Consider the following 18,474-nt stretch of genomic DNA (forward strand, 5'->3'; position numbering starts at 1 on the left):
GCCCGACGCATTGGCTCTGTTGGGGACCGGGAAGCTCGCAAGCGGGGTTCTCCTGTCTGACCGACCCCAGATTCCATCGGATTGTCGTATGTGCGGCGCGCCCTTTGTCTTGTCGCGCAGGGGTCGCTGCCCATCACGCCATAACGTTGCGGCAGTTTGAATTTGGTGTCAAACGAATTTCCTGACATGAATGTAAAAATATTAGCCATGACGCACATATGCAGGAGTTGCGAGCATTCACCCGCCTGCCCTCCGGCGGGAGATCTGTTCGTAGAAATACTATTATCTACAGATACTTATGACCAATCCCTGCATTCCCTTCACGCTCTTATGAGGGGTGTCTGGTCGGCAGACCATCGGCCGCCAATGCCCATCAGAGCTCCAAAATGCTCAAATCAGTGTGTTGACAGCGCTGTCAAAGCTACGTAGCGTCAAGGTCGAAAGCGCAGCCTCGTTGCAAGCGCCTCGCCATCCGAAGCGGCAAGTTCCGCCTGGCTTCGGACGCTGAATGCGCGCAGCCGCGGCGAACTTCTCCGCAATGCTCAGGGTCAGGAAGTCATCAATGGAATCCGCCGCTCTCATTCACCTCGAAGATCGCGTGAAATCGGTCAAACGGGCCAAGACACGTTTCTATCGCAATCCGGGCGTCAGGGCGGAGTCGTTGCTGGAGGCGGCGCTGGAATGCTTCGCCGAGGAAGATTACGAGAGCGTCACCATTCCGCTCATCGCCAAGAAGCTGGGCGTTGCCCACTCGCTCATCTATTATTACTTCAAGAACAAGGACTCCCTGTACCAGTCTTCCGTCCTTCATGCGCTTGACCGGCTGATGACCAACTACGGAGAGGTCGTCGCCCGGCACGAAAGCCCGGCCGAGTTGCTGAGCGCCTATCTCGACCTGAATGTCGAGATGTCGGAGACGCTGCGCAGCCTGGTGCGCATCATGTTCGTCAATGCCGGTGGCGCCAGGGACTCCGGCCCCAAATTCATCGACAGCTTCGTCGAGGATTTCTACGAATCCGAGAAGAAGGTCCTGGCCGACTGCATCCGCACCGGCGTCGAAGTGGGCATTTTTTCCTGCCCGGATCCCGACGAGATGGCGGCGTTCATTTCGCGCAACATCGACGGCATCTACTTCGGCAGCTTCATGCCGCACGGCGCTCCGATCCCGGCTGCGATGCGCTACCTCAAGGAGGTGGTCTGGGGACTGCTGCATTATGCCGGCGACCCGTCCACCGGCAAAACATCCACGACCAGAAGCGGGAGATAGCCATGTGCCAAGTGTGCGGCTGCGGGCCTGAGGACATTCGCATTGACGGCAAGGGCAACGCTGAGGGCTGCGATCACGAGCATCCTCATGCCCACCACCATCATGCCCACTCTCATCATGCCCACTCTCATCATGAGGGCGAACATCACCACCACGCAGAAGGTCATCATCACCATGGTGACGGACATTCTCACCATCACGACCAAGATCATCACGCCGCTGACGGCAGGCGCCCCGGCGACCTGCATTTCGGCAAGGAGGCCGCCAAGACCCATGTGCCGGGCATGAGCCAGAAGCGGCTGGTGCAGATCGAACAGGAGATCCTGGCCAAGAACGGCATGTTCGCCGATGACGTGCGCGACGAGCTTTGTTCTCATGGCGTGCTTGCACTCAACCTGATTGCCAGCCCCGGAGCGGGCAAAACCAGCTTGCTGGTCGAGACCTTGCAGCGGCTCAAGGGAAGTTTCCCGACCTGGGTGATCGAAGGCGATCAGGAGACGACCAACGACGCCGACCGCATCCGCGCGACGGATACCCAGGCGGTGCAGATCAACACAGGCAAAGGCTGTCACCTCGATGCCGACATGATCCAGCGTGCGCTTGCGTCGCTTTCGCTTGAGCAGGGCGGCGTGCTGTTCATCGAAAATGTCGGCAATCTCGCCTGCCCGGCCGGCTTCGACCTCGGCGAAGCGCACAAGGTGGTCATCCTGTCGGTGACCGAAGGCGACGACAAACCGGTCAAATATCCCGAGGCATTTGCCGCCGCCGACCTTCTGGTGATCTCGAAATCGGATCTGGCGCCCTACTGCGATTTCGACATCGCAGCCTGTGTTGCCCGCGCCCGTGAGATCAACCCGACACTCGAAAGCCTCGTCGTTTCAGCGCGTGACGGCACCGGCATGACGGAATGGCTGGCGTGGATCGTTCGCGCCCGCCAGCAGCAGTTGCAGGATCTTGCCCGAAACCTGCAGGCGCGGGTGGAAGCCATCCGCAACACGCTGCACGCGTGAGGTTGTGTCATGCATGAGCTCACCATTGCCTCAAGCCTGATTGACCTCGCCAGCGATCATGCGTTGAGAAACGGCCGCGGCCGGGTCACCGGAATGCATGTGCGCCTCGGGGTCATGTGCGGCATCGCCCGCTCGCTTTACTTCTGCTTCGGTCCGGCGACGCGCGGCACGCCGTGTGAAGGTGCCAGGCTGCACATCGAGGAAGTGCCGCTGACCATTTTCTGCGAGCACTGCGCCGAGGCGCGCTCGCCGCTCTCGCTTTCCAATCTTCGTTGTCCCGACTGCGGGAGGCCTTCACGCAAGGTGCTGTCGGGCCGCGAGATGGAACTGACCCATATCGAGCTTGAGGAAGAAGCTCCATTTCCGGCGTTGGCCCCGGTTGGGCAAACACTTCAGTAGTTACCTGTTGGGAGGAACAGCATGCTTGATCGAAAAGCAGAAACAGCCAGGTGGCAGTTCACGCCACATCAACATCGTGGCCCTGCCGAGCAGTTCGGTGAGAATGACCACATCTATTCGCCGAAGCTGCACAACGGCTCGTTCAAATCCAGGGGGCTCGCCACCTTTATGGGCGCCCCCTATTGCCCGCCGGATCGCCACAAGATCCGGGAAATGGGTGCCAAGATCTGCTTCCTGGCGGTGCCGTGGGACCAGGGCCAGATCGTGCGCGCCGGCGCCTCACAGGGGGCTTCGGGCCTGCGTGAAGCCACGACGCAGTATTTCCCCTACATGTTCGAATATGACGTCGACCTCTTGAGTTTCTTCCGGGTCGTCGACTGCGGCGACGTGCCGACGGTGCCGGGCAACAACATCAAGTCGCAGGAATACACCACCGACTACGTCACCGAATGCCTCGAAGGCGGTGCCAAGGTGATCCTGTTCGGTGGCGATCACTCCTTGCCGATCCCCGGCGCCAAGGCGCTGTCGCGTTTCACCGGCGCAGGCAAGATGGGGTATCTGCATGTCGACAGCCACCTCGACGCCGGGCCGGACTGGGCAGGCAACCTGATCACCAACTGCTCCGGCGCGCCGCGGGCGCTCGACCTGCCCAACTGCAACGCCAGGAACATGGCGCATATGGGCTCGCGCAACGGGCTCAATCCCAAGGACTGGTGGGATTTCTACGTCGACAACGACATCCGCGTCGTCACCATGCCCGAGATGATCGAGCGCGGGCTGGAGGTGTGCGCCAACGAGATCTTCGAACGGGTGAAAAAGGACGCCGACACGCTCTACTTCACCTGGGACACCGACTCGATCGACATGAGCTGCATGCCCGGCTCGACCTCGCCGGAGTGCTATGGCCTCAAGGGACGCGAGGCGATCCAGTTTGCCCGCATCGCCGGCCGGCATGGCTGCGACATTCTCGATGTCGTCGAACTCTGCCCGTATTTCGACTCGAGCCAGATCAGCGCCAAGATGACGGTCAACATGATCTACCACTATCTCGGCTCACGCGCCCAGACACTGCGCCAGCAGGGCAAGCAACCGTAAGTTCTCAGGGAGGAGACCACGCCATGAACCCAGCAAAATCCTACGCCCACCTGTTCTCGCCGCTTGGTGGCGATGCCGGCGACAACTACCGGGCGCCCGGCCTGATCACGTTCCTGCGTTCGGCTCACGTGCCGCTGAATGCCGAAGCGCTGAAGGCCTGCGGCGCGAAATACGCCTTCGTCGGCGTGCCGTTCGACGAGGGCAACATCGGCAAGCCCGGATCGGAGGATGGTCCGCGCGAGTTCCGCCTCGTCTCGCAGGAATACTTCTCCTACTGGTTCGAATACAATGTCGACCTGCATGGCAAGGCCGTCGACTGCGGCGACGTCTCGATGCCGAAGGTGAGCCCGGAGGTGGCGCATGAGCGCATCTACCGCGCCGTCCGCGAAGTGCTGAAATCAGGGCTCACACCGATCATCTGCGGCGGCGACCGCTCGATCTCGATCGCCGCGGCGCGCGCGCTTTCCGACCATATCGGGGCGGACAAGAAGATGGGCTACATGCATTTCAGCGCCCAGCTCGACATGGCCGACAGCTGGGCCGGCGAGCGCAATCTCGCCCCTTGCGCCATGGCCCGCATCACCGAACTGCCCAATCTCGACATCAGGAATGTCGCGCATCTGGGCGCCCGCAACGCCATGAACCCGAAGGACCATATCGATCTTTCGAAGGAAAGAGGCCTTCAATACGACTCGATGTTCGACCTGTTCGACGGCGGCATCTACCCGCTGGTCGAGCGTTCGATCGAGCGCGTCTGGGGCGATACCGACGCGCAGTATCTCAGCTTCAATTTCAACGTCATGGATTCGTCGGCAGCACCTGGCGTCACCTCGACGGAACCGGGCGGCATCGAGTCGCGCGAGATGATGCGCATCGCCGACATGATCGCCAAGCGCGGCAGCGTCAGCGTCATCGACCTCACCGAGCTCTGCCCGATCTTCGACATCAGCGGCACGGCGGCGCGGCTCGCAGCCTGCGTGATCATGCGGTTGATGGCGTCGTTGGCGGCAGAAAATGGCGACGTGATCGACGCCAAGCTGCGCCGCACCGACCTGGTTGCCGCCGAGTAATGGATATCCACCTGAAGAAGGCCGGCGGACGCCGGCCAAGGGAGTCGATGGTGAACACGACAACGAACACAACAAAGATGACGCGGCTGGCTGCAGCGGTTGCTGTTGCCTATGCCGCGTCGACGATGCCGAGCTACGCACATGTCCTGCCCGACGCCGGCGGCCTCGGGGCAGGCCTCTCGCACCCTTTCTCCGGGCTTGATCATATTCTGGCCATGGCCGGGGTGGGCATCTGGGCCGGGCAGAATGCCGACAACGATCCGGCATTCCGCTGGCTGCCGCTCGGTTTCGTCATCGGCATGATCGCGGGTGCTGTCTTTGGCATGACCGGCTTTTCGCTGCCCTTCGTCGAGCTGGGCATTGCCGGATCGGTGGTCCTTTTGGGCGCGATCGTGGCCCTGGGCAGCCGGGTGCCGTTCGGCGCGGCCTTTGCGCTGACGGCTGCATTCGGCGGCCTGCATGGTTTTGCCCATGGCCAGGAACTGCCGATCGCCAGCAATGCCTTGCTCTACGGGCTCGGCTTTGTCGCCTCGACAATGGTCCTGCACGCAATGGGCTTTTCGCTCGCAACCCTGGTCGCCCGCCTGTCCTGGCGCACGGCGCTGAGGCTGGGCGGCGGCGGCATCGCCGTGGCAGGCGTCGCGCTGGCCTCGAGCCTCGCCGGCTGAGCATGCCATCCGGCGGAGGGCCTGCCGCCCTCCGCCTCGCCCGGGCGCCGGACGAGAGCATCAAAGGCCCGGGCGCAAACCGGGTCATTTCCCTGGCATCCGCGAGCCCTGTCCCCGGGACGGGAGCGAAAGACCTGAACTGGCGTGCCTCTGCCGCGCCGGCACGCCCCCTTTTTTGCCAAGACATGACTGGAGGAAAACAATGACTTTGAGCTGGCGCTTTACCGCCCTCGGCGACCGCCACCGCGCCCTTGGTTCCAATCTCGAGGACTGGAGCGGGATGGGCACTGCCTGGACCTATGACGCCGACCCCTACGACCAGCACGTCGCCATCCGCACCAAAGCCGGGCTGATGGACGTGTCGGGGTTGCGCAAGACGCATCTGATCGGGCCGCATGCGATTGCCATCCTCGACTACATCACCACCCGCAGCGTCGCCAAGATCCAGCCGGGCCGCTCGGTCTACGCCGCCCTGCTCAACGAGCGCGGCCACCTGACCGATGATTGCGTGCTCTACCGCAACGGTCCCAATTCCTGGATGCTGGTCTCCGGCACAGGCACCGCGCATGAGGAGATCGTCAAGCAGGCTGCCGGGCGCAACTGCGCCGTGCTGTTCGACGACGACCTGCACGACCTGTCGCTGCAAGGGCCTGTTGCGGTCGACTTCCTGGCCAGGCATGTGCCCGGCATCCGCGACCTCAACTATTTCCACCACATCCACACGACACTGTTCGGCGCCCCGGTGACGATCTCGCGCACCGGCTACACCGGCGAACGCGGCTACGAAATCTTCGTGCGCGGCCAGGATGCGCGGCTTGTCTGGGATACGATCCTGTCCGAGGGCAAGGAGATGGGCATCATCGCGTGCTGCTTCAGCACGCTCGACCTGCTGCGTGTCGAGAGCTACCTTTTGTTCTATCCCTACGACAATTCCCAGATGTATCCCATCCCGGGCCAGCCCGTCGGCGACAGCCTGTGGGAGCTCGGCCTCGATTTCACCGTGTCGCCTGGGAAGACCGGCTTCAGGGGCGCCGAGGAGCACTACCGCCAGAAGGGACAGGAGCGGTTCAAGATCTTCGGCATGCTGATCGAAGGTGACAAGATGGCCGATCTCGGCGACGAGGTCTGGGCCGACGGCAAGAAGGTCGGCGTCATTACCTGTCCGTCCTATTCGAAGCTGACCAGGCGTTCGATGGCCATTGCCCGTCTCGACGTGCCTTACGCCAGGCAGGGTGTTCCGCTGGAAGTCCGCGGCAAATCCCTGCGGGCCAGCGCGATTGCGCACACGCTGACCTTCGACGATCCGGAAAAGAAAAAGCGCACGGCAAAGGGCTGAAAACGGGCTGAAGGGAGCCAGACCCGCGCTGCATTTCATCGTCGCCTTCGAAGAAACGCTCCGGGAACTGCATCCCCGGCCGCCTGCCTTTCGCGCTCCGGCACATCAGGCCGGAGCGCGAAGTGGCGGCGTCAGGCTCGCGCTGGCCCGCCCAGCGGCGCGCGGGCGGCCGTGGTCGCCTTCGCCCTGCCCCGCCTCCACGCTGCCCGAGCATCGGCTATGACTATCTCGCCGACGAAACCGGCGTGCAGCTCGAGCCCATCCCGGCGGACCGCCGCTATCATCCGCCTCACATCGACGATGGTGGCCTGTGGATGTTCGACCTCAGCGACAAGGCAGGCGGACTGCCGGCTGGAGCTTGACGGCGGCTGCGTTGGTCGGCTTCCGCTCGCTTCAAGTCGGTCCGAGGATCGCCGCCCCGCAGAACCACTATTCGCTCAGCCGGAAATTGCGGATCCTGTCGAACAGCACGGCAAGCACGATGGCGCTGCCGATGAATGTGCCTTGCCAGAAGGCGTTGATGCCGAGCAGGCCAAGGCTGTTGCGGATCACCTCGATCAGCGCCGCACCGATGATCGCGCCGAAGGCAGTGCCGACCCCGCCGGCCAGGTTGGCGCCGCCGATGACGGCGGCCGCGATCACCTGAAGTTCCATGCCTGCGCCGATATTGGTGGTGACGGCACCGAGCCAGCCGGTCTGGATGATGCCGGCGATGCCGGCCGACAGTGCCGAGATCATGTAGACGGCGACCTTGATCTTGCGCACCGGAACGCCGGTCAGCGTCGCTGCGTGCTCGTTGCCGCCGATGGCAAAGACGTAGCGGCCAAATCGCGTCCAGCGCAGCACAAAACCGGTGAGCAGCGCCAGAACGATCATGTACAGCACCGGATTGGCGATGCCGAAGAACCAGGCGCCGCCGATCGGCTCGAACAGCCGGCAGAGCTTGGCACGGACCTCTGTTCAATCCACCTCTGAAAAGCGCCGAGCTACCCTTTTGCGAGCGCTGTCTCACATGCAATGGCAACCTCGGAGAGCGGTTTGTCGGACCCAAGTGGAGTGGCCCAGCCGGCGCGTTCAATGACCCCACGGCGGTTGAAGCCTCGGCTGGTCTCCAGCTCCGACAAGACTTGAGTGGAAAGCGGGTCGGATCTTGAGCGTTCCAGGCAATACGGCGTCAGCACAGACGCCACAGCCATTTGCGATGAGGCCTCGGCCATCAAGAGGGCCGTGCTTTGGGTAACCCATCCGCCAACGGTGAAGCCGATGGTTGCTGTAGCCAGAGCGCCGATGGCGGCGCCGTAAAGCACCGCTATCGAGAGCATAGGTGATCTCATGGTTTTTCCGATCAACGGAAATGCAGGCATGGCGCCCGCAATGGGTCAGTCATACTTTAACACAAAACAAGCCAGAAACCCATCACGATAGTATATTTCGTCTAGGTTTCGCCATATCTCCTGCTATGGCGAGCGCGCCTTCCAATGTCTCGGAGTAGCGCGCAGTGTTCTCGAGGCCGCCAAAACTGTTTAACCGGATTGTCGTCCCTCTCTTGCTCATGACTATACCAAGCGGTCGAAGGTACTCTTGAAGCTCACGATATTTCACGTCGATCTCCCTCATTGAGGATGTGCACATGCTGTTCGTTGGAATCTCGGTTCCGATATCGCGGACCATTGCCTGGGAGCGTCGACTGAAACTTGCCGGCCATGGAAATATTGAGCAAGTCGCTGGCGTCTCAAGAGCGGACGCAGCGAGCGGTCCGAGCCATGCCCGATCCGCGTCATCGTCCACTTCCTTCTGGCCAGATTCAACGGACAGAGCGCTCAACGTCGCTGGTCGTCGGGCACGATGGGCACAATAGCCTAGACCAGCTGATGTCGCGTGTGCGTTTCTCTTGCCCTGCGCCTGATGCCGTTCGTGTCGTTTTCGCTCCGTCGCTGGGTTTCGGTTCTTGGTCCTCTCACGGCGGCGCCCTCATCGTCCGATTTTTCGATATCCATCACCTTTGCGGCATCATCAGAATTGACGCTGGGCCCAGCCTTCGATGCTTCACTTGCGGTGGCGTATGCGAGCCTCATGCCTGATGTATCGAGAGGGAACATTCGCCTGGCCGCTCCAAAGACCTCGAGCATAGCGAACGGACGAGTTGCCTTCTTGCATGTGTTCAGCAGAGTGCGGCTCGCGGCTCGCGCGTCTTGTGGGAAGCTGTTGATGACGAAACTCCAGACCAGATTTTGAGTTGCTCATATTGGCTGCATCGACTTTTCGGGTTGCGACCCAATCGGCAGCCAACGGCGTGAACGCCTGGGACAGGATCGTGCGCAGGCACGATCGGTCCCCGGGGCATTGGCTGTCTCACCGGAAATCGACGGCAGTCAGCGTGTAGTAGGTGCGGCGACCATGGGAATAGGCTTCGCGCGCGACATCGTAGATTGACTTGCGCGCTACGTCGAACGCGGTCAGGCATTCTGACTCGGACAGCTGTGTCCCGCTTGCACAGGCCCCTGCTCTCGCCAATGCGCCGGCTTCGACGAAGAAGCGCACTTCGAACATGCCGTCGTGACCGATGAAGCGGACGGCATTTTTTGCTTGGTCGAAGCTGCGGCTCGGATTGAGAAATGCAAGCGTCACGTGTTGCCTCCTGTTGCGCTCAGCCCAAACGCTTCCGGCCCGCTCCGTCCCCTGTGGCGGCCTGTATTGCGAAGATTGAGAAAAATCATCCCGCTCGTCGCACGAGACCGGGTCAGCCCCGTCATCGCCTGGCCGTCGATATTGACCGGGATGCCCGTGAAGACATGATAGACGGTCCAGGAGCGATCCGCTTCGATGCGGCGGCCAACTTGATGTTCGATGGAGTAAGGCGCCCCGCCTTCATTGTCCCAGATGTCGATCGCGGCGGCATCGCGTTTGGGTTGGCTTTCGGTGCTGCGGTCCGTCATGGTCGTGACCTTCCTTCAGAGAGTGCGTCGGCATCTACGTCCCCGGAATAGAGAACCCTGCCATCCGCGTCGGTAATCGTGATGCCGTCCGGCCGCTGCGGCAGGTCGAGGGTTTGCGACAGGCGCAGTGCAAGCTCTATCGCCCCCTCGACGTCGGCGACTTCATCTGTCTCGCGGCCCACGACCGCATGGGCGTCGTCCTTGCCGCGGGTGCGATAGAATTCGATCACGATCTTCATCTGCCGCCCGCGGTCACCTTTTTGGCGAGCTTTATCTGGCTGCCGAACGTGACTTCACGCATCGGAGGTGTTTTCACCTGGGCCTGCTTGGGCTTTCGAAGCTCGCGACTGCTGCGCTTTTGTCCCTTAGCCATGGCCGAATGCCCTTTCGATGAGACTTGCATCGTCCTGCCCCAGTGGCGCGCCGAGCAGTTCGATATTGTCTTCGGATGTCACGCGCTCATGAAGTTCTCGTTCGTTGCGGATGCGGTACTGAGGCGAGTCTTCTCTCGCGGGCAACGTGCCGGTAATGCGGTATGCCTGCGTGCCGAAGCTTCGCTTCAACCGTACGGTCTGCCCTATCGAAAAACGATGGATCGTCGGGTCGCGCCGGGCAGGATGCTTGCCTCGCATGAGGAAGGTCGCAGTCATGATTGCCGGTCCCTTTCCAGTGCGGCTTCGAGGTCTGCCGGATTGATCGGCATCATCTGTTGTCTAGGCCCCGGCGTGTCGATCGCCGGCAGATGGAAGAATGTCTTGGTTCGCAGCCAGGCCACTCGGGAGACGCTTTCGATCAGTTCTTCGTCTCGATCGACACGGTAGGCTCCCGCCGGTTGCTGTCCGGCGATGCCCGCGAATGAAAATGCGGATGCGAAGTGGACGACGGTTTCTATGGTTCGGCTGGTCACGGCTGCGTTCTCCGCAGGATTGCGCGGGATACGTCCCGCAACGCTCTGACGCCACATTCACGGTCAACGTCAGAGATCACTCCAAGGTCCGAACCAGGCAAGACAAGCCCCGGATCGGTGCCCTGCATTCGCTTTCGAGAATTCGGCGGTGATGGCGGGTCGAAGGTCTTTGACACCGCGAAAGGCCAATTCGGCAAAATCTACGAGTTTTATATATACGCCATTCCAGAGATTTTTTCAAGGAAAAATCTAAAATCTCCCGAAATAATATAAATACTCACCCACCTTAATTTAATCATCAATTTCATATTATGATCTTAGAATTTGGAAAACAGTCTCACGAAGTCAAAAACAATCATATTTATTCTTGCAATACATAAGATTATTCAGTTTAGAGATTCTATTATTCGAGTTCCTCAGGCGCTATATATGTGGCGTGGTTGCCCTATGCGCCGACCGCAGAAAGAGTTTCCATGACATTCCATCGCGACCGTTCAAGGCGACAGCGGCAAAAGCTGTGCTGGAAAGGAGCAGGCAAGCGCTCACAACATTCCGGAAAAGGGTGTTTGTTCGCACCTCGTTTCCTCTGGCGTTTGGGTGCCGGAGAAATATTGAAGGTCTGAAAAACCTCTAAACTCCGCTTGAGCTGGATTCATGTGCCATGGGAAGGACGATCGCCCGCTTTCCGATGATGCCCAGTCCGCGGTGGCCACGACCCCGCCCGACGCTCTAATGCTTCATCATCATCGGCAGCGTGCTATGCGACAACAGGTAGGGGGTGACGCGACCGAGCAGCAGCTCCAGGAAATATCCATGCTTGAAGGCGCCGATCAGCAGGCAGGTGGCCTTCGCGGTTTTCGCGAAATCGAGGATCGTTTCGCCGACGGAGCAGTTGCCTGAGCTGGTCGTGACAACGTCGCCGTCCAGCCCGAGCTGCTTGAGCAGTTCCCGCGCCGTGAACTGATTACGTCCGTCGGTTTTGTCGTTGATGCATAGAACGGTGATGTGATCGGCTGCCGCCAGCCAGCGTCTCGCTGCGACGACGGCGCGCTGGGCATGATCGTGCTGCTTCCAGCCAACCACGATGTGACCCATCAGATCACCGGCATATTGGCCGGGCGGCGGCGCCAGGACGAGCTTGTGTTCGTTGAACAGAAGGTCGTGAAACGCATCGCGGGCATCTATGTTGCCATGGCAGGGGGCGACGGCGAGTGCCGTCTCATGGCATTCGCTCGTCACGCAGCGATTAAGGTCGCCGCGGCAATCATCAAGACGAAGACGGTCTCGACCCGGCTTGCCTCGCTTCCAGTCTTCGAATGCGGAAGTGACCCGCTCCAACCGCTGCGTCGGCGAGCCTTCGTCGAGGTCACGCAGCATCTGCAGGTCGATCTCCTCGGCGGCCGCGATCATCCTTTCAGGATCGGCGCCGACATGGGCGGCGGCCATGGTGCCGCCGACGGCACACGCTGCGTCTTCGGCGATATCCAGGCAAAGCCGCGTGGTTGCCGGATCGGCTAACAAGGCGAGAACGTCGGCATGGACGGTCAGCTCGTGGACAGGGTCTTTGAGAATGACGCCAGCCTCCGCCGCCGGCGGTTTTTGTGGGTTGTCGTTCGAGGGCGCTTCCATGCCGGACCTCCTTCCGCAATGCTCCCGCATCGCTTCTGGTCCATCGGGTGTAAGTTTACTCCGGCGTCTCCCCGCTCGCAACGCCGCTGGCATGCCGGTTGGCGGCTGCGTTGGTCGGCTTCCGCTCGCTTCAAGCCGGTTGCGCGCACAGGCAACGGGACGGAATTTTTCGGTTCGGCCGTCGAGGATCGCCGCCCCGCAGAACCACTATTCGCTCAGCCGGAAATTGCGGATCCTGTCGAACAGCACGGCAAGCACGATGGCGCTGCCGATGAATGTGCCTTGCCAGAAGGCGTTGATGCCCAGCAGGCCAAGGCTGTTGCGGATCACCTCGATCAGCGCCGCACCGATGATCGCGCCGAAGGCAGTGCCGACCCCGCCGGCCAGGTTGGCGCCGCCGATGACGGCGGCCGCGATCACCTGAAGTTCCATGCCTGCGCCGATATTGGTGGTGACGGCACCGAGCCAGCCGGTCTGGATGATGCCGGCGATGCCGGCCGACAGCGCCGAGATCATGTAGACGGCGACCTTGATCTTGCGCACCGGAACGCCGGTCAGCGTCGCTGCGTGCTCGTTGCCGCCGATGGCAAAGACGTAGCGGCCAAATCGCGTCCAGCGCAGCACAAAACCGGTGAGCAGCGCCAGGACGATCATGTACAGCACCGGATTGGCGATGCCGAAGAACCAGGCGCCGCCGCCCAGCGCCAGCAGCTTGTCGTGGTCGGGGCCAAACTGGAAGACGACGGTGTTGTTGGATGCGACCATGGCCAGGCTGCGTGCGATCGACAGCATGCCGAGCGTGACCACGAATGGCGGAAAGTCGAGATAGGCGATCAAGATGCCGTTGAACGCCCCGATCACCAGCGCGGTGCCGATGGCCGCCGCAATGCCGACCTCGATGCCGTATCCGGCATGCATGACCACCGCCAGCACCATGCTGCACAGGCACAGCACCGAACCGACCGACAGATCGATGCCGCCGGTGATGATGACCAGCGTCATGCCGAGGGCGATGATCGCGACGAAGGTGACGTTGCGGGTGATGTTGTAGAGGTTTTTCGTCGTCGCGAATGAATCGGTGGCGAAGGACAGGAAGATGCAGGCCAGAATGACGGCAATGAGGACCCAGAAGGTCTGGCTGCCGAGAACCTGCGCCATCCAGCTCTGCTGTTTCTGTGAAATGGTCTGGTCAAGGGTAACAGCCATCATCGACCTTCGTTTCGTCACTGCGCGACCGGCAGGGTTGATCATACCTGTTCGATGGCACCGGTAATAAGCCCCGTCACTTCCTCCGGCGAACTCAAGGCAATCGGCTTGTCGGCAACCTTCCGGCCACGCCGCATGACGATGACCCGGTCCGCCACCGTAAAGACATCAGGCATGCGGTGGCTGATCAGCACGACGGCAATGCCGCGATCGCGCAGCTGGCGGATCAGGTTGAGGACTTCCGCCACCTGACGGACCGAGATCGCCGCCGTCGGCTCGTCCATCAACACGATCTTGGCCTCGGAAAGCATGGTGCGGGCAATGGCCACCGCCTGCCGCTGCCCACCCGACATCTGCCGGACGAGGTCGCGCGGCCGCGTCTCGGACTTCAGGTCCCTGAAGATCTCGCCGGCCCGCATGTACATCGCCTTGTAGTCGAGGACGCGCAGCGGTCCAAAGCCCCGGCGCAGCTCGCGGCCAAGGAAGACGTTCGCCGCCGCCGTCAGATTGTTGCACAGCGCGAGGTCCTGGTGGACGATCTCGATACCATGCTGCCGCGCTTCCACCGGGCGATGCATGACCAGCTCGGCCCCCTCCAGCCGCATCGTGCCATGGCTCGGCCGAAAGTTGCCGGCGATCATCTTGACCAGGGTCGACTTGCCGGCGCCGTTGTCGCCCATCAGGCCGACGACCTGTCCCGCCTCGAGCGAGAACGACACGTCGTTGACCGCCTGGATGGCGCCGAAATGCTTGGAAATGTTGGCGAGTTCGAGAACTGCCACAAGCCTCTAGCCTCCCGAAACATGCAAGCCTCGCAGCCGTCCCGCACGCGTCACGCTCGGGCACTGCGCATTCACGATCCCCGATCTCCTCCCGGGAAAGGCGAAGACCGCATTTATGCAAAACGCCTCGACAGCGTCAATCAATTGTCGGGTGGGTTCGGCACAAATGTCTCAAAAATCTGTTTTGTCGGACAAATAGCATTGACGACGACGGCGCCAGGATATTAGCTGGGCATCGGAGGAAGAGCATGCTGATCCTTGTTACCGGTGCAACGGGCAAGGTCGGGCGGCACTTCATCGCTGGGCTGCTTGACGATCCGCGATTTTCCAAGACCCGCATCCGCGCGCTTTGTCACAACCGCTCCGTCGATGAAGGCGACCGCATCGAGATCGCCCGCGGCTCGATCGCCGATCGCGACGTCGTTGCCAACGCGCTTGCCGGCGTCACCCACGTCGTGCACCTTGCCACATGCAAGGAAACGCCAGCTGACGTGATGGACGTCGCCGTCAAGGGCCTGTTCTGGCTGCTCGAGGCGTTTCGGCTCAGTCCAACCGCCCGACAGTTCATCCTCATCGGCGGCGACGCGGCGATCGGTCATTTCCACTACCGCAACGATGCGCCCCTCACCGAGGCGGCACGGCATCGGGCCTATCCCGGCAGCTATGCGCTGTCGAAGGTTCTCGAAGAGGTCATGCTGGAGCAGTTCGGCATCCAATATGGCCTTAACTGGTGTTGCCTGCGCGCGCCGTGGATCATGGAGAAGGACGACTTCAGATACACGCTGTCTTTCGGTGACGACGTCTTTGGCGGCCCGGACTGGAAGACACTGGTGCCGGAGGCAGACGCCAGGCGTCATGCCAGGGCGGGCACCGTGCCACTGCTGCGTGATGCCGACGGGCAGCCGCTGAAGCGCAACTTCGTCCATGTCGACGATCTGGTGTCGGCGATCCTTGCGGCGATCGACAATCCGCGCGCCAGGCAGCAACTCTTCAACGTCTGCATGGATCGTCCGGTCGATTATGGCGAGGTCGCCGACCATCTCGCCCGCACCCGTCACCTCGCCTCGATCGACATAGCGAGCCAGTACCACTCGAACTGGATGGACAATGCCAAGGCCAGGTCCCTGCTTGGCTGGCAACCCCGATACGACCTCGAAATGCTCATCGACTCGGCCTGGCGGTACGAGCGTTCGGACAATGATCCTCGCACCGTCTGGTATCCGGGTTGATTTCGTCGCGGGCACGCCGTGCCCGTTTGTTCAAATGGGAGGAAACAATGAGGAAGGCATTATTGCTCGCTACCGCTGTCCTGGCACTCAGCGCTGGAAACGCGCTCGCCAAGAAGCAGCTCGTCATCGTCGTCAAAGGCCTCGACAACCCGTTCTTCGAAGCCATCAACCAGGGTTGCCAGAAGTGGAACAAGGAAAACGCCAGCTCGGAATATGAATGCTTCTACACCGGGCCGGCATCGACGTCGGATGAGGCTGGCGAAGCGCAGATCGTCCAGGACATGCTGGGCAAGGCCGACACGGCTGCGATCGCCATTTCGCCTTCGAACGCCAAGCTGATCGCCCAGACCATCAAGACCGCCAACCCGACTGTTCCGGTCATGACGCTGGATGCCGATCTCGCCGCCGAGGACGCGGCACTGCGCAAGACCTATCTCGGCACCGACAACTACCTGATGGGCGCGCGCATCGGCGAATACATCAAGAAAGCCAAGCCCAGTGGCGGCAAGATCTGCACCATCGAGGGCAATCCGGGCGCCGACAACATCCTGCGCCGCGCCCAGGGCATGCGCGACACGCTGACCGGCCAGAAGGGCCTGACTGAACTCAAGGGTGAAGGCGGCTGGACCGAGGTTGCCGGCTGCCCTGTCTTCACCAATGACGATGGCGCCAAGGGCGTCCAGGCGATGACCGACATCCTCGCGGCCAATCCCGACCTCGATGCCTTCGGCATCATGGGCGGCTGGCCTTTGTTCGGCGCCCCGCAGCCCTATCGCGACCTGTTCAAGCCGATGGCCGACAAGATCGCCAAGAACGAGTTCGTCATCGGCGCTGCCGACACGATCGGCGACGAAGTGGCGATTGCCAGGGAGGGCCTCGTCACTGCGCTGGTCGGCCAGCGGCCGTTCGAAATGGGCTACAAGGCACCGACTGTCATGATCGACCTGATCGAAGGCAAGACGGTCGACGATCCGGTCTTCACCGGCCTCGACGAATGCACCAAGGACACGGTCGATACCTGTATCCAGAAATAGGTGCAGGCCAGAAGTAGGTGCAGTTCGGGGCGCCCGGCTCGCCGGCGCTCCGACAAGCCTGCGCGGTTGATGTCGCGCGCGGACGGTCCCGCCGCCCGAGCCGGCTTTTGCTGCACCAATCAGAACGGAATTGATCCAGCAGAGATCAACTCGGTCGATGGCAGACGGAACGTCCAAAAGGCCTGAGGAAACGGTCGCCGACCGCCCGCCGGCAATGCGTCGCCCCAATGCCGCGCGCATGAGCGGCTCGAGCGTGCACGCCTGGCTCGCCAGCGAGATCGGCCTCAGGATCGTGCGCGGCGACTATCCGCCGGGCACCATCCTGCCGAACGAGGCGAAGTGGTCCGAAACCTTCGATGTCAGCCGCTCGGCCGTGCGCGAGGCGATCAAGATGCTGATGGCCAAGAGCCTTTTGGCATCGCGCCCCAAGGTCGGCAGCTGGGTCGAACCGAAGGATCGCTGGAACCTGCTCGATCGTGACGTGCTGAGCTGGTATGCGGCCTCGCCCGATCGCGAAGCCTTTCTGCGCACAGTGCAGGAGTTCCGCCACATCATCGAGCCGGAAGCCGCCGCCTTTGCCGCGGAACGCCACAGCGAAGCGCAGATGGGCGAGATCAGCCAGAGCTGTCGCGACATGGGCCAGGCGACATCATTGCAGGAACGCACCCAGGCAGACACGCGCTTTCACCTTGCCATACTGCGTGCATCCGGCAACGACCTTCTGGTGCCGCTGGGCGTGCTGATCGAATCCGCGCTCCATCACCTCTTCACCTTCGTGACGCAGGAGATCAGGGACGAACGCGCCCAGAGCCTGCATGAGGCGATCGAGACGAACATCCGGCTTAGGCGCCCCAGGGCGGCGCGCAACGCCGTGCACAGGCTGCTGGCCGACACCGATGACGTGATCGCCCGCTCGGGACGGTAGACGCCTGTCCCGCCCGGGCTCACTCAGCTCTTTTCCGGCGGCGCCAGGTCGACGCCGTTGATTTGCCCGATATGTGTCGCCAGCATCGGCACGTAGCGTTCGCCTCCACCGGCGGCGACGGCGCCGGCAAACGCGTTCTTGGCGGCATTTCCCAGCGGGTTCACCATGCCGACGGAATCGGCCATCGATTCGAGATAGGTCAGGTCCTTGACCGCATTGGCCAGCGTAAACTTGTGGGCGTCGCGATCCCCTTCGAGGGTCCAGCGCATGAAGGTCTGATAGAAACCGCAGTCCATGCGGCCGTTGCGGATGACGCTGTCGAAGCGGGCGGGCGAGATGCCGACCTTGCCGGCCAGGGCCAGGGCTTCGGAATAAAGTGCTGCATAGCCGAGCGACAGGAAATTGTTCAACAGCTTCATCCGGTGGCCGTCGCCGGTTTGGCCGACATGGACGACACGCCCGGCCCAGGTGTCGAACACCGGTTTCAGCCTGGCAAACATCGTATCGGAAGCGCCGACCATCGTGTCCAGGGTGCCCTCCCACGCCTCCTTCGGGGTGCGGCTCAACGGCGCGTCGACCAAGGTGACGTCGACAGCGGCAAGCTCGGCCGCCAGCGCCATCGTCGACACCGGGTCGGACGTCGAACAATCGACAACCACCGAGCCCGGCTTCAGCGCCTGCTTCAGCCCGCCTGCGCCGCGGACGACGTCTTCGACCTGCCGCGAACCGGTGACGCAGATAAAAATGACGCTCGAGCGGGCGGCCACCTCCGCAGCCGTGGGGACCTCGACGGCGCCGCGGGCGATCATGTCTTCCGCCGGGCCGCGGTTCCTGCGGCCGAGAAAGGTCAGCGGATAGCCCTTGTCGACGATGTTCCTGGCAATGCCATGCCCCATCAGGCCAAGACCGATGAAACCGATCTGCTCGGTCGATCTGGTGCTGTTTGCCATCTTCCGTGCCCTCCGGTCGCAGGTTGAATTC

General features: G+C 61.9%; 21 protein-coding genes and 1 pseudogene. 12 read left to right on the forward strand and 10 right to left on the reverse strand.

What is annotated here, in order from left to right; translation table 11 throughout:
• Positions 1 to 562 precede the first annotated feature (562 nt).
• The 9 genes from IG197_RS04960 to IG197_RS04995 all read left to right on the forward strand — a co-directional run bounded on the left by IG197_RS04960 (position 563) and on the right by IG197_RS04995 (position 7,207).
• Positions 563 to 1,267, forward strand: coding sequence for a TetR/AcrR family transcriptional regulator (locus tag IG197_RS04960; protein WP_192317355.1), 705 nt, complete (start codon positions 563 to 565; stop codon positions 1,265 to 1,267).
• An 87-nt stretch (positions 1,268 to 1,354) separates the two neighbouring features.
• On the forward strand, positions 1,355 to 1,555 hold the full coding sequence (locus IG197_RS36780; protein WP_371746510.1) for a hypothetical protein: 201 nt from the start codon (positions 1,355 to 1,357) through the stop codon (positions 1,553 to 1,555).
• A complete protein-coding gene (gene hypB / locus IG197_RS04965) occupies positions 1,552 to 2,277 on the forward strand; it encodes a hydrogenase nickel incorporation protein HypB (RefSeq protein WP_371746511.1) in 726 nt (241 codons plus the stop codon). Before IG197_RS36780 ends, hypB begins: the two co-directional genes overlap by 4 nt.
• A gap of 9 nt (positions 2,278 to 2,286) precedes the next feature.
• Complete coding sequence (locus tag IG197_RS04970) at positions 2,287 to 2,676, forward strand: hydrogenase maturation nickel metallochaperone HypA (protein ID WP_192317359.1); 390 nt, start codon at positions 2,287 to 2,289, stop codon at positions 2,674 to 2,676.
• Between the two features lie 21 nt (positions 2,677 to 2,697).
• Positions 2,698 to 3,771 (forward strand): agmatinase family protein, encoded by a 1,074-nt coding sequence (locus tag IG197_RS04975; protein ID WP_192317361.1) that lies wholly within the window; start codon positions 2,698 to 2,700, stop codon positions 3,769 to 3,771.
• A 23-nt stretch (positions 3,772 to 3,794) separates the two neighbouring features.
• Positions 3,795 to 4,841 carry an arginase family protein gene (locus IG197_RS04980; protein ID WP_192317363.1) on the forward strand — a complete coding sequence of 349 codons (1,047 nt, stop codon included), beginning with the start codon at positions 3,795 to 3,797 and terminating at the stop codon, positions 4,839 to 4,841.
• Between the two features lie 50 nt (positions 4,842 to 4,891).
• Complete coding sequence (locus IG197_RS04985; RefSeq protein WP_246765308.1) at positions 4,892 to 5,509, forward strand: HupE/UreJ family protein; 618 nt, start codon at positions 4,892 to 4,894, stop codon at positions 5,507 to 5,509.
• Between the two features lie 202 nt (positions 5,510 to 5,711).
• A complete protein-coding gene (locus tag IG197_RS04990; protein ID WP_192317364.1) occupies positions 5,712 to 6,845 on the forward strand; it encodes an aminomethyltransferase family protein in 1,134 nt (377 codons plus the stop codon).
• 122 nt (positions 6,846 to 6,967) lie between these two features.
• Entirely contained in the window at positions 6,968 to 7,207 is a 240-nt protein-coding gene (locus IG197_RS04995) for a hypothetical protein (RefSeq protein WP_192317366.1), read from the forward strand.
• Between the two features lie 67 nt (positions 7,208 to 7,274).
• Here the strand turns inward: IG197_RS04995 and IG197_RS05000 are convergent.
• The 9 genes and pseudogenes from IG197_RS05000 to IG197_RS05040 form a co-directional block, all read right to left on the reverse strand.
• A pseudogene (locus tag IG197_RS05000) lies at positions 7,275 to 7,763 on the reverse strand (ABC transporter permease); the annotation flags it as partial.
• Positions 7,764 to 9,197: 1,434 nt separating this feature from the next.
• Positions 9,198 to 9,473, reverse strand: coding sequence for a DUF1488 domain-containing protein (locus IG197_RS05005; protein WP_067963609.1), 276 nt, complete (start codon positions 9,471 to 9,473; stop codon positions 9,198 to 9,200).
• Entirely contained in the window at positions 9,470 to 9,781 is a 312-nt protein-coding gene (locus IG197_RS05010) for a hypothetical protein (protein ID WP_192317368.1), read from the reverse strand. The genes IG197_RS05005 and IG197_RS05010 overlap by 4 nt, the downstream gene beginning before the upstream one ends.
• Positions 9,778 to 10,020, reverse strand: a complete 243-nt coding sequence (locus tag IG197_RS05015; protein WP_067963614.1) for a hypothetical protein — start codon at positions 10,018 to 10,020, stop codon at positions 9,778 to 9,780. The genes IG197_RS05010 and IG197_RS05015 overlap by 4 nt, the downstream gene beginning before the upstream one ends.
• Before the next feature lie 126 nt (positions 10,021 to 10,146).
• On the reverse strand, positions 10,147 to 10,431 hold the full coding sequence (locus tag IG197_RS05020; protein WP_067963617.1) for a hypothetical protein: 285 nt from the start codon (positions 10,429 to 10,431) through the stop codon (positions 10,147 to 10,149).
• On the reverse strand, positions 10,428 to 10,688 hold the full coding sequence (locus IG197_RS05025) for a hypothetical protein (RefSeq protein ID WP_192317369.1): 261 nt from the start codon (positions 10,686 to 10,688) through the stop codon (positions 10,428 to 10,430). Before IG197_RS05025 ends, IG197_RS05020 begins: the two co-directional genes overlap by 4 nt.
• 729 nt (positions 10,689 to 11,417) lie before the next feature.
• Positions 11,418 to 12,410: a universal stress protein gene (locus tag IG197_RS05030; RefSeq protein WP_246765309.1), complete on the reverse strand. Its 993-nt coding sequence runs from the start codon at positions 12,408 to 12,410 to the stop codon at positions 11,418 to 11,420.
• A 114-nt stretch (positions 12,411 to 12,524) separates the two neighbouring features.
• Positions 12,525 to 13,523: an ABC transporter permease gene (locus tag IG197_RS05035; protein WP_154387360.1), complete on the reverse strand. Its 999-nt coding sequence runs from the start codon at positions 13,521 to 13,523 to the stop codon at positions 12,525 to 12,527.
• Between the two features lie 41 nt (positions 13,524 to 13,564).
• On the reverse strand, positions 13,565 to 14,305 hold the full coding sequence (locus IG197_RS05040) for an ATP-binding cassette domain-containing protein (protein WP_246765310.1): 741 nt from the start codon (positions 14,303 to 14,305) through the stop codon (positions 13,565 to 13,567).
• A 248-nt stretch (positions 14,306 to 14,553) separates the two neighbouring features.
• On the opposite strand from IG197_RS05040, the gene IG197_RS05045 reads away from it, so the two are divergent.
• The 3 genes from IG197_RS05045 (at position 14,554) to IG197_RS05055 (ending at position 17,493) form a co-directional block, all read left to right on the forward strand.
• Entirely contained in the window at positions 14,554 to 15,534 is a 981-nt protein-coding gene (locus IG197_RS05045) for an NAD(P)-dependent oxidoreductase (protein WP_192317371.1), read from the forward strand.
• A gap of 47 nt (positions 15,535 to 15,581) precedes the next feature.
• Positions 15,582 to 16,568, forward strand: a complete 987-nt coding sequence (locus IG197_RS05050; protein ID WP_182573622.1) for a substrate-binding domain-containing protein — start codon at positions 15,582 to 15,584, stop codon at positions 16,566 to 16,568.
• Between the two features lie 157 nt (positions 16,569 to 16,725).
• Positions 16,726 to 17,493 carry a FadR/GntR family transcriptional regulator gene (locus IG197_RS05055; RefSeq protein ID WP_182573621.1) on the forward strand — a complete coding sequence of 256 codons (768 nt, stop codon included), beginning with the start codon at positions 16,726 to 16,728 and terminating at the stop codon, positions 17,491 to 17,493.
• A gap of 23 nt (positions 17,494 to 17,516) precedes the next feature.
• Here the strand turns inward: IG197_RS05055 and IG197_RS05060 are convergent, their stop codons facing one another.
• Positions 17,517 to 18,443: an NAD(P)-dependent oxidoreductase gene (locus tag IG197_RS05060; protein ID WP_192317372.1), complete on the reverse strand. Its 927-nt coding sequence runs from the start codon at positions 18,441 to 18,443 to the stop codon at positions 17,517 to 17,519.
• Positions 18,444 to 18,474 lie beyond the last annotated feature (31 nt).

The sequence above is a fragment of the Aminobacter sp. SR38 genome, from assembly GCF_014843375.1.
In the GTDB taxonomy this organism is placed as follows: Bacteria; Pseudomonadota; Alphaproteobacteria; order Rhizobiales; family Rhizobiaceae; genus Aminobacter; species Aminobacter ciceronei.

Bases quoted from the DNA above. Each gene is read 5' to 3' on its own strand.
- IG197_RS04960 (WP_192317355.1), top strand. From the start codon at position 563: ATGGAATCCGCCGCTCTCATTCACCTCGAAGATCGCGTGAAATCGGTC.
- IG197_RS36780 (WP_371746510.1), top strand. From the start codon at position 1,355: ATGCCCACCACCATCATGCCCACTCTCATCATGCCCACTCTCATCATG.
- hypB (WP_371746511.1), top strand. From the start codon at position 1,552: ATGAGCCAGAAGCGGCTGGTGCAGATCGAACAGGAGATCCTGGCCAAG.
- IG197_RS04970 (WP_192317359.1), top strand. From the start codon at position 2,287: ATGCATGAGCTCACCATTGCCTCAAGCCTGATTGACCTCGCCAGCGAT.
- IG197_RS04975 (WP_192317361.1), top strand. From the start codon at position 2,698: ATGCTTGATCGAAAAGCAGAAACAGCCAGGTGGCAGTTCACGCCACAT.
- IG197_RS04980 (WP_192317363.1), top strand. From the start codon at position 3,795: ATGAACCCAGCAAAATCCTACGCCCACCTGTTCTCGCCGCTTGGTGGC.
- IG197_RS04990 (WP_192317364.1), top strand. From the start codon at position 5,712: ATGACTTTGAGCTGGCGCTTTACCGCCCTCGGCGACCGCCACCGCGCC.
- IG197_RS05010 (WP_192317368.1), bottom strand. From the start codon at position 9,781: ATGACGGACCGCAGCACCGAAAGCCAACCCAAACGCGATGCCGCCGCG.
- IG197_RS05015 (WP_067963614.1), bottom strand. From the start codon at position 10,020: ATGAAGATCGTGATCGAATTCTATCGCACCCGCGGCAAGGACGACGCC.
- IG197_RS05020 (WP_067963617.1), bottom strand. From the start codon at position 10,431: ATGACTGCGACCTTCCTCATGCGAGGCAAGCATCCTGCCCGGCGCGAC.
- IG197_RS05030 (WP_246765309.1), bottom strand. From the start codon at position 12,410: ATGCCAGCGGCGTTGCGAGCGGGGAGACGCCGGAGTAAACTTACACCC.
- IG197_RS05035 (WP_154387360.1), bottom strand. From the start codon at position 13,523: ATGGCTGTTACCCTTGACCAGACCATTTCACAGAAACAGCAGAGCTGG.
- IG197_RS05045 (WP_192317371.1), top strand. From the start codon at position 14,554: ATGCTGATCCTTGTTACCGGTGCAACGGGCAAGGTCGGGCGGCACTTC.
- IG197_RS05050 (WP_182573622.1), top strand. From the start codon at position 15,582: ATGAGGAAGGCATTATTGCTCGCTACCGCTGTCCTGGCACTCAGCGCT.
- IG197_RS05055 (WP_182573621.1), top strand. From the start codon at position 16,726: ATGGCAGACGGAACGTCCAAAAGGCCTGAGGAAACGGTCGCCGACCGC.
- IG197_RS05060 (WP_192317372.1), bottom strand. From the start codon at position 18,443: ATGGCAAACAGCACCAGATCGACCGAGCAGATCGGTTTCATCGGTCTT.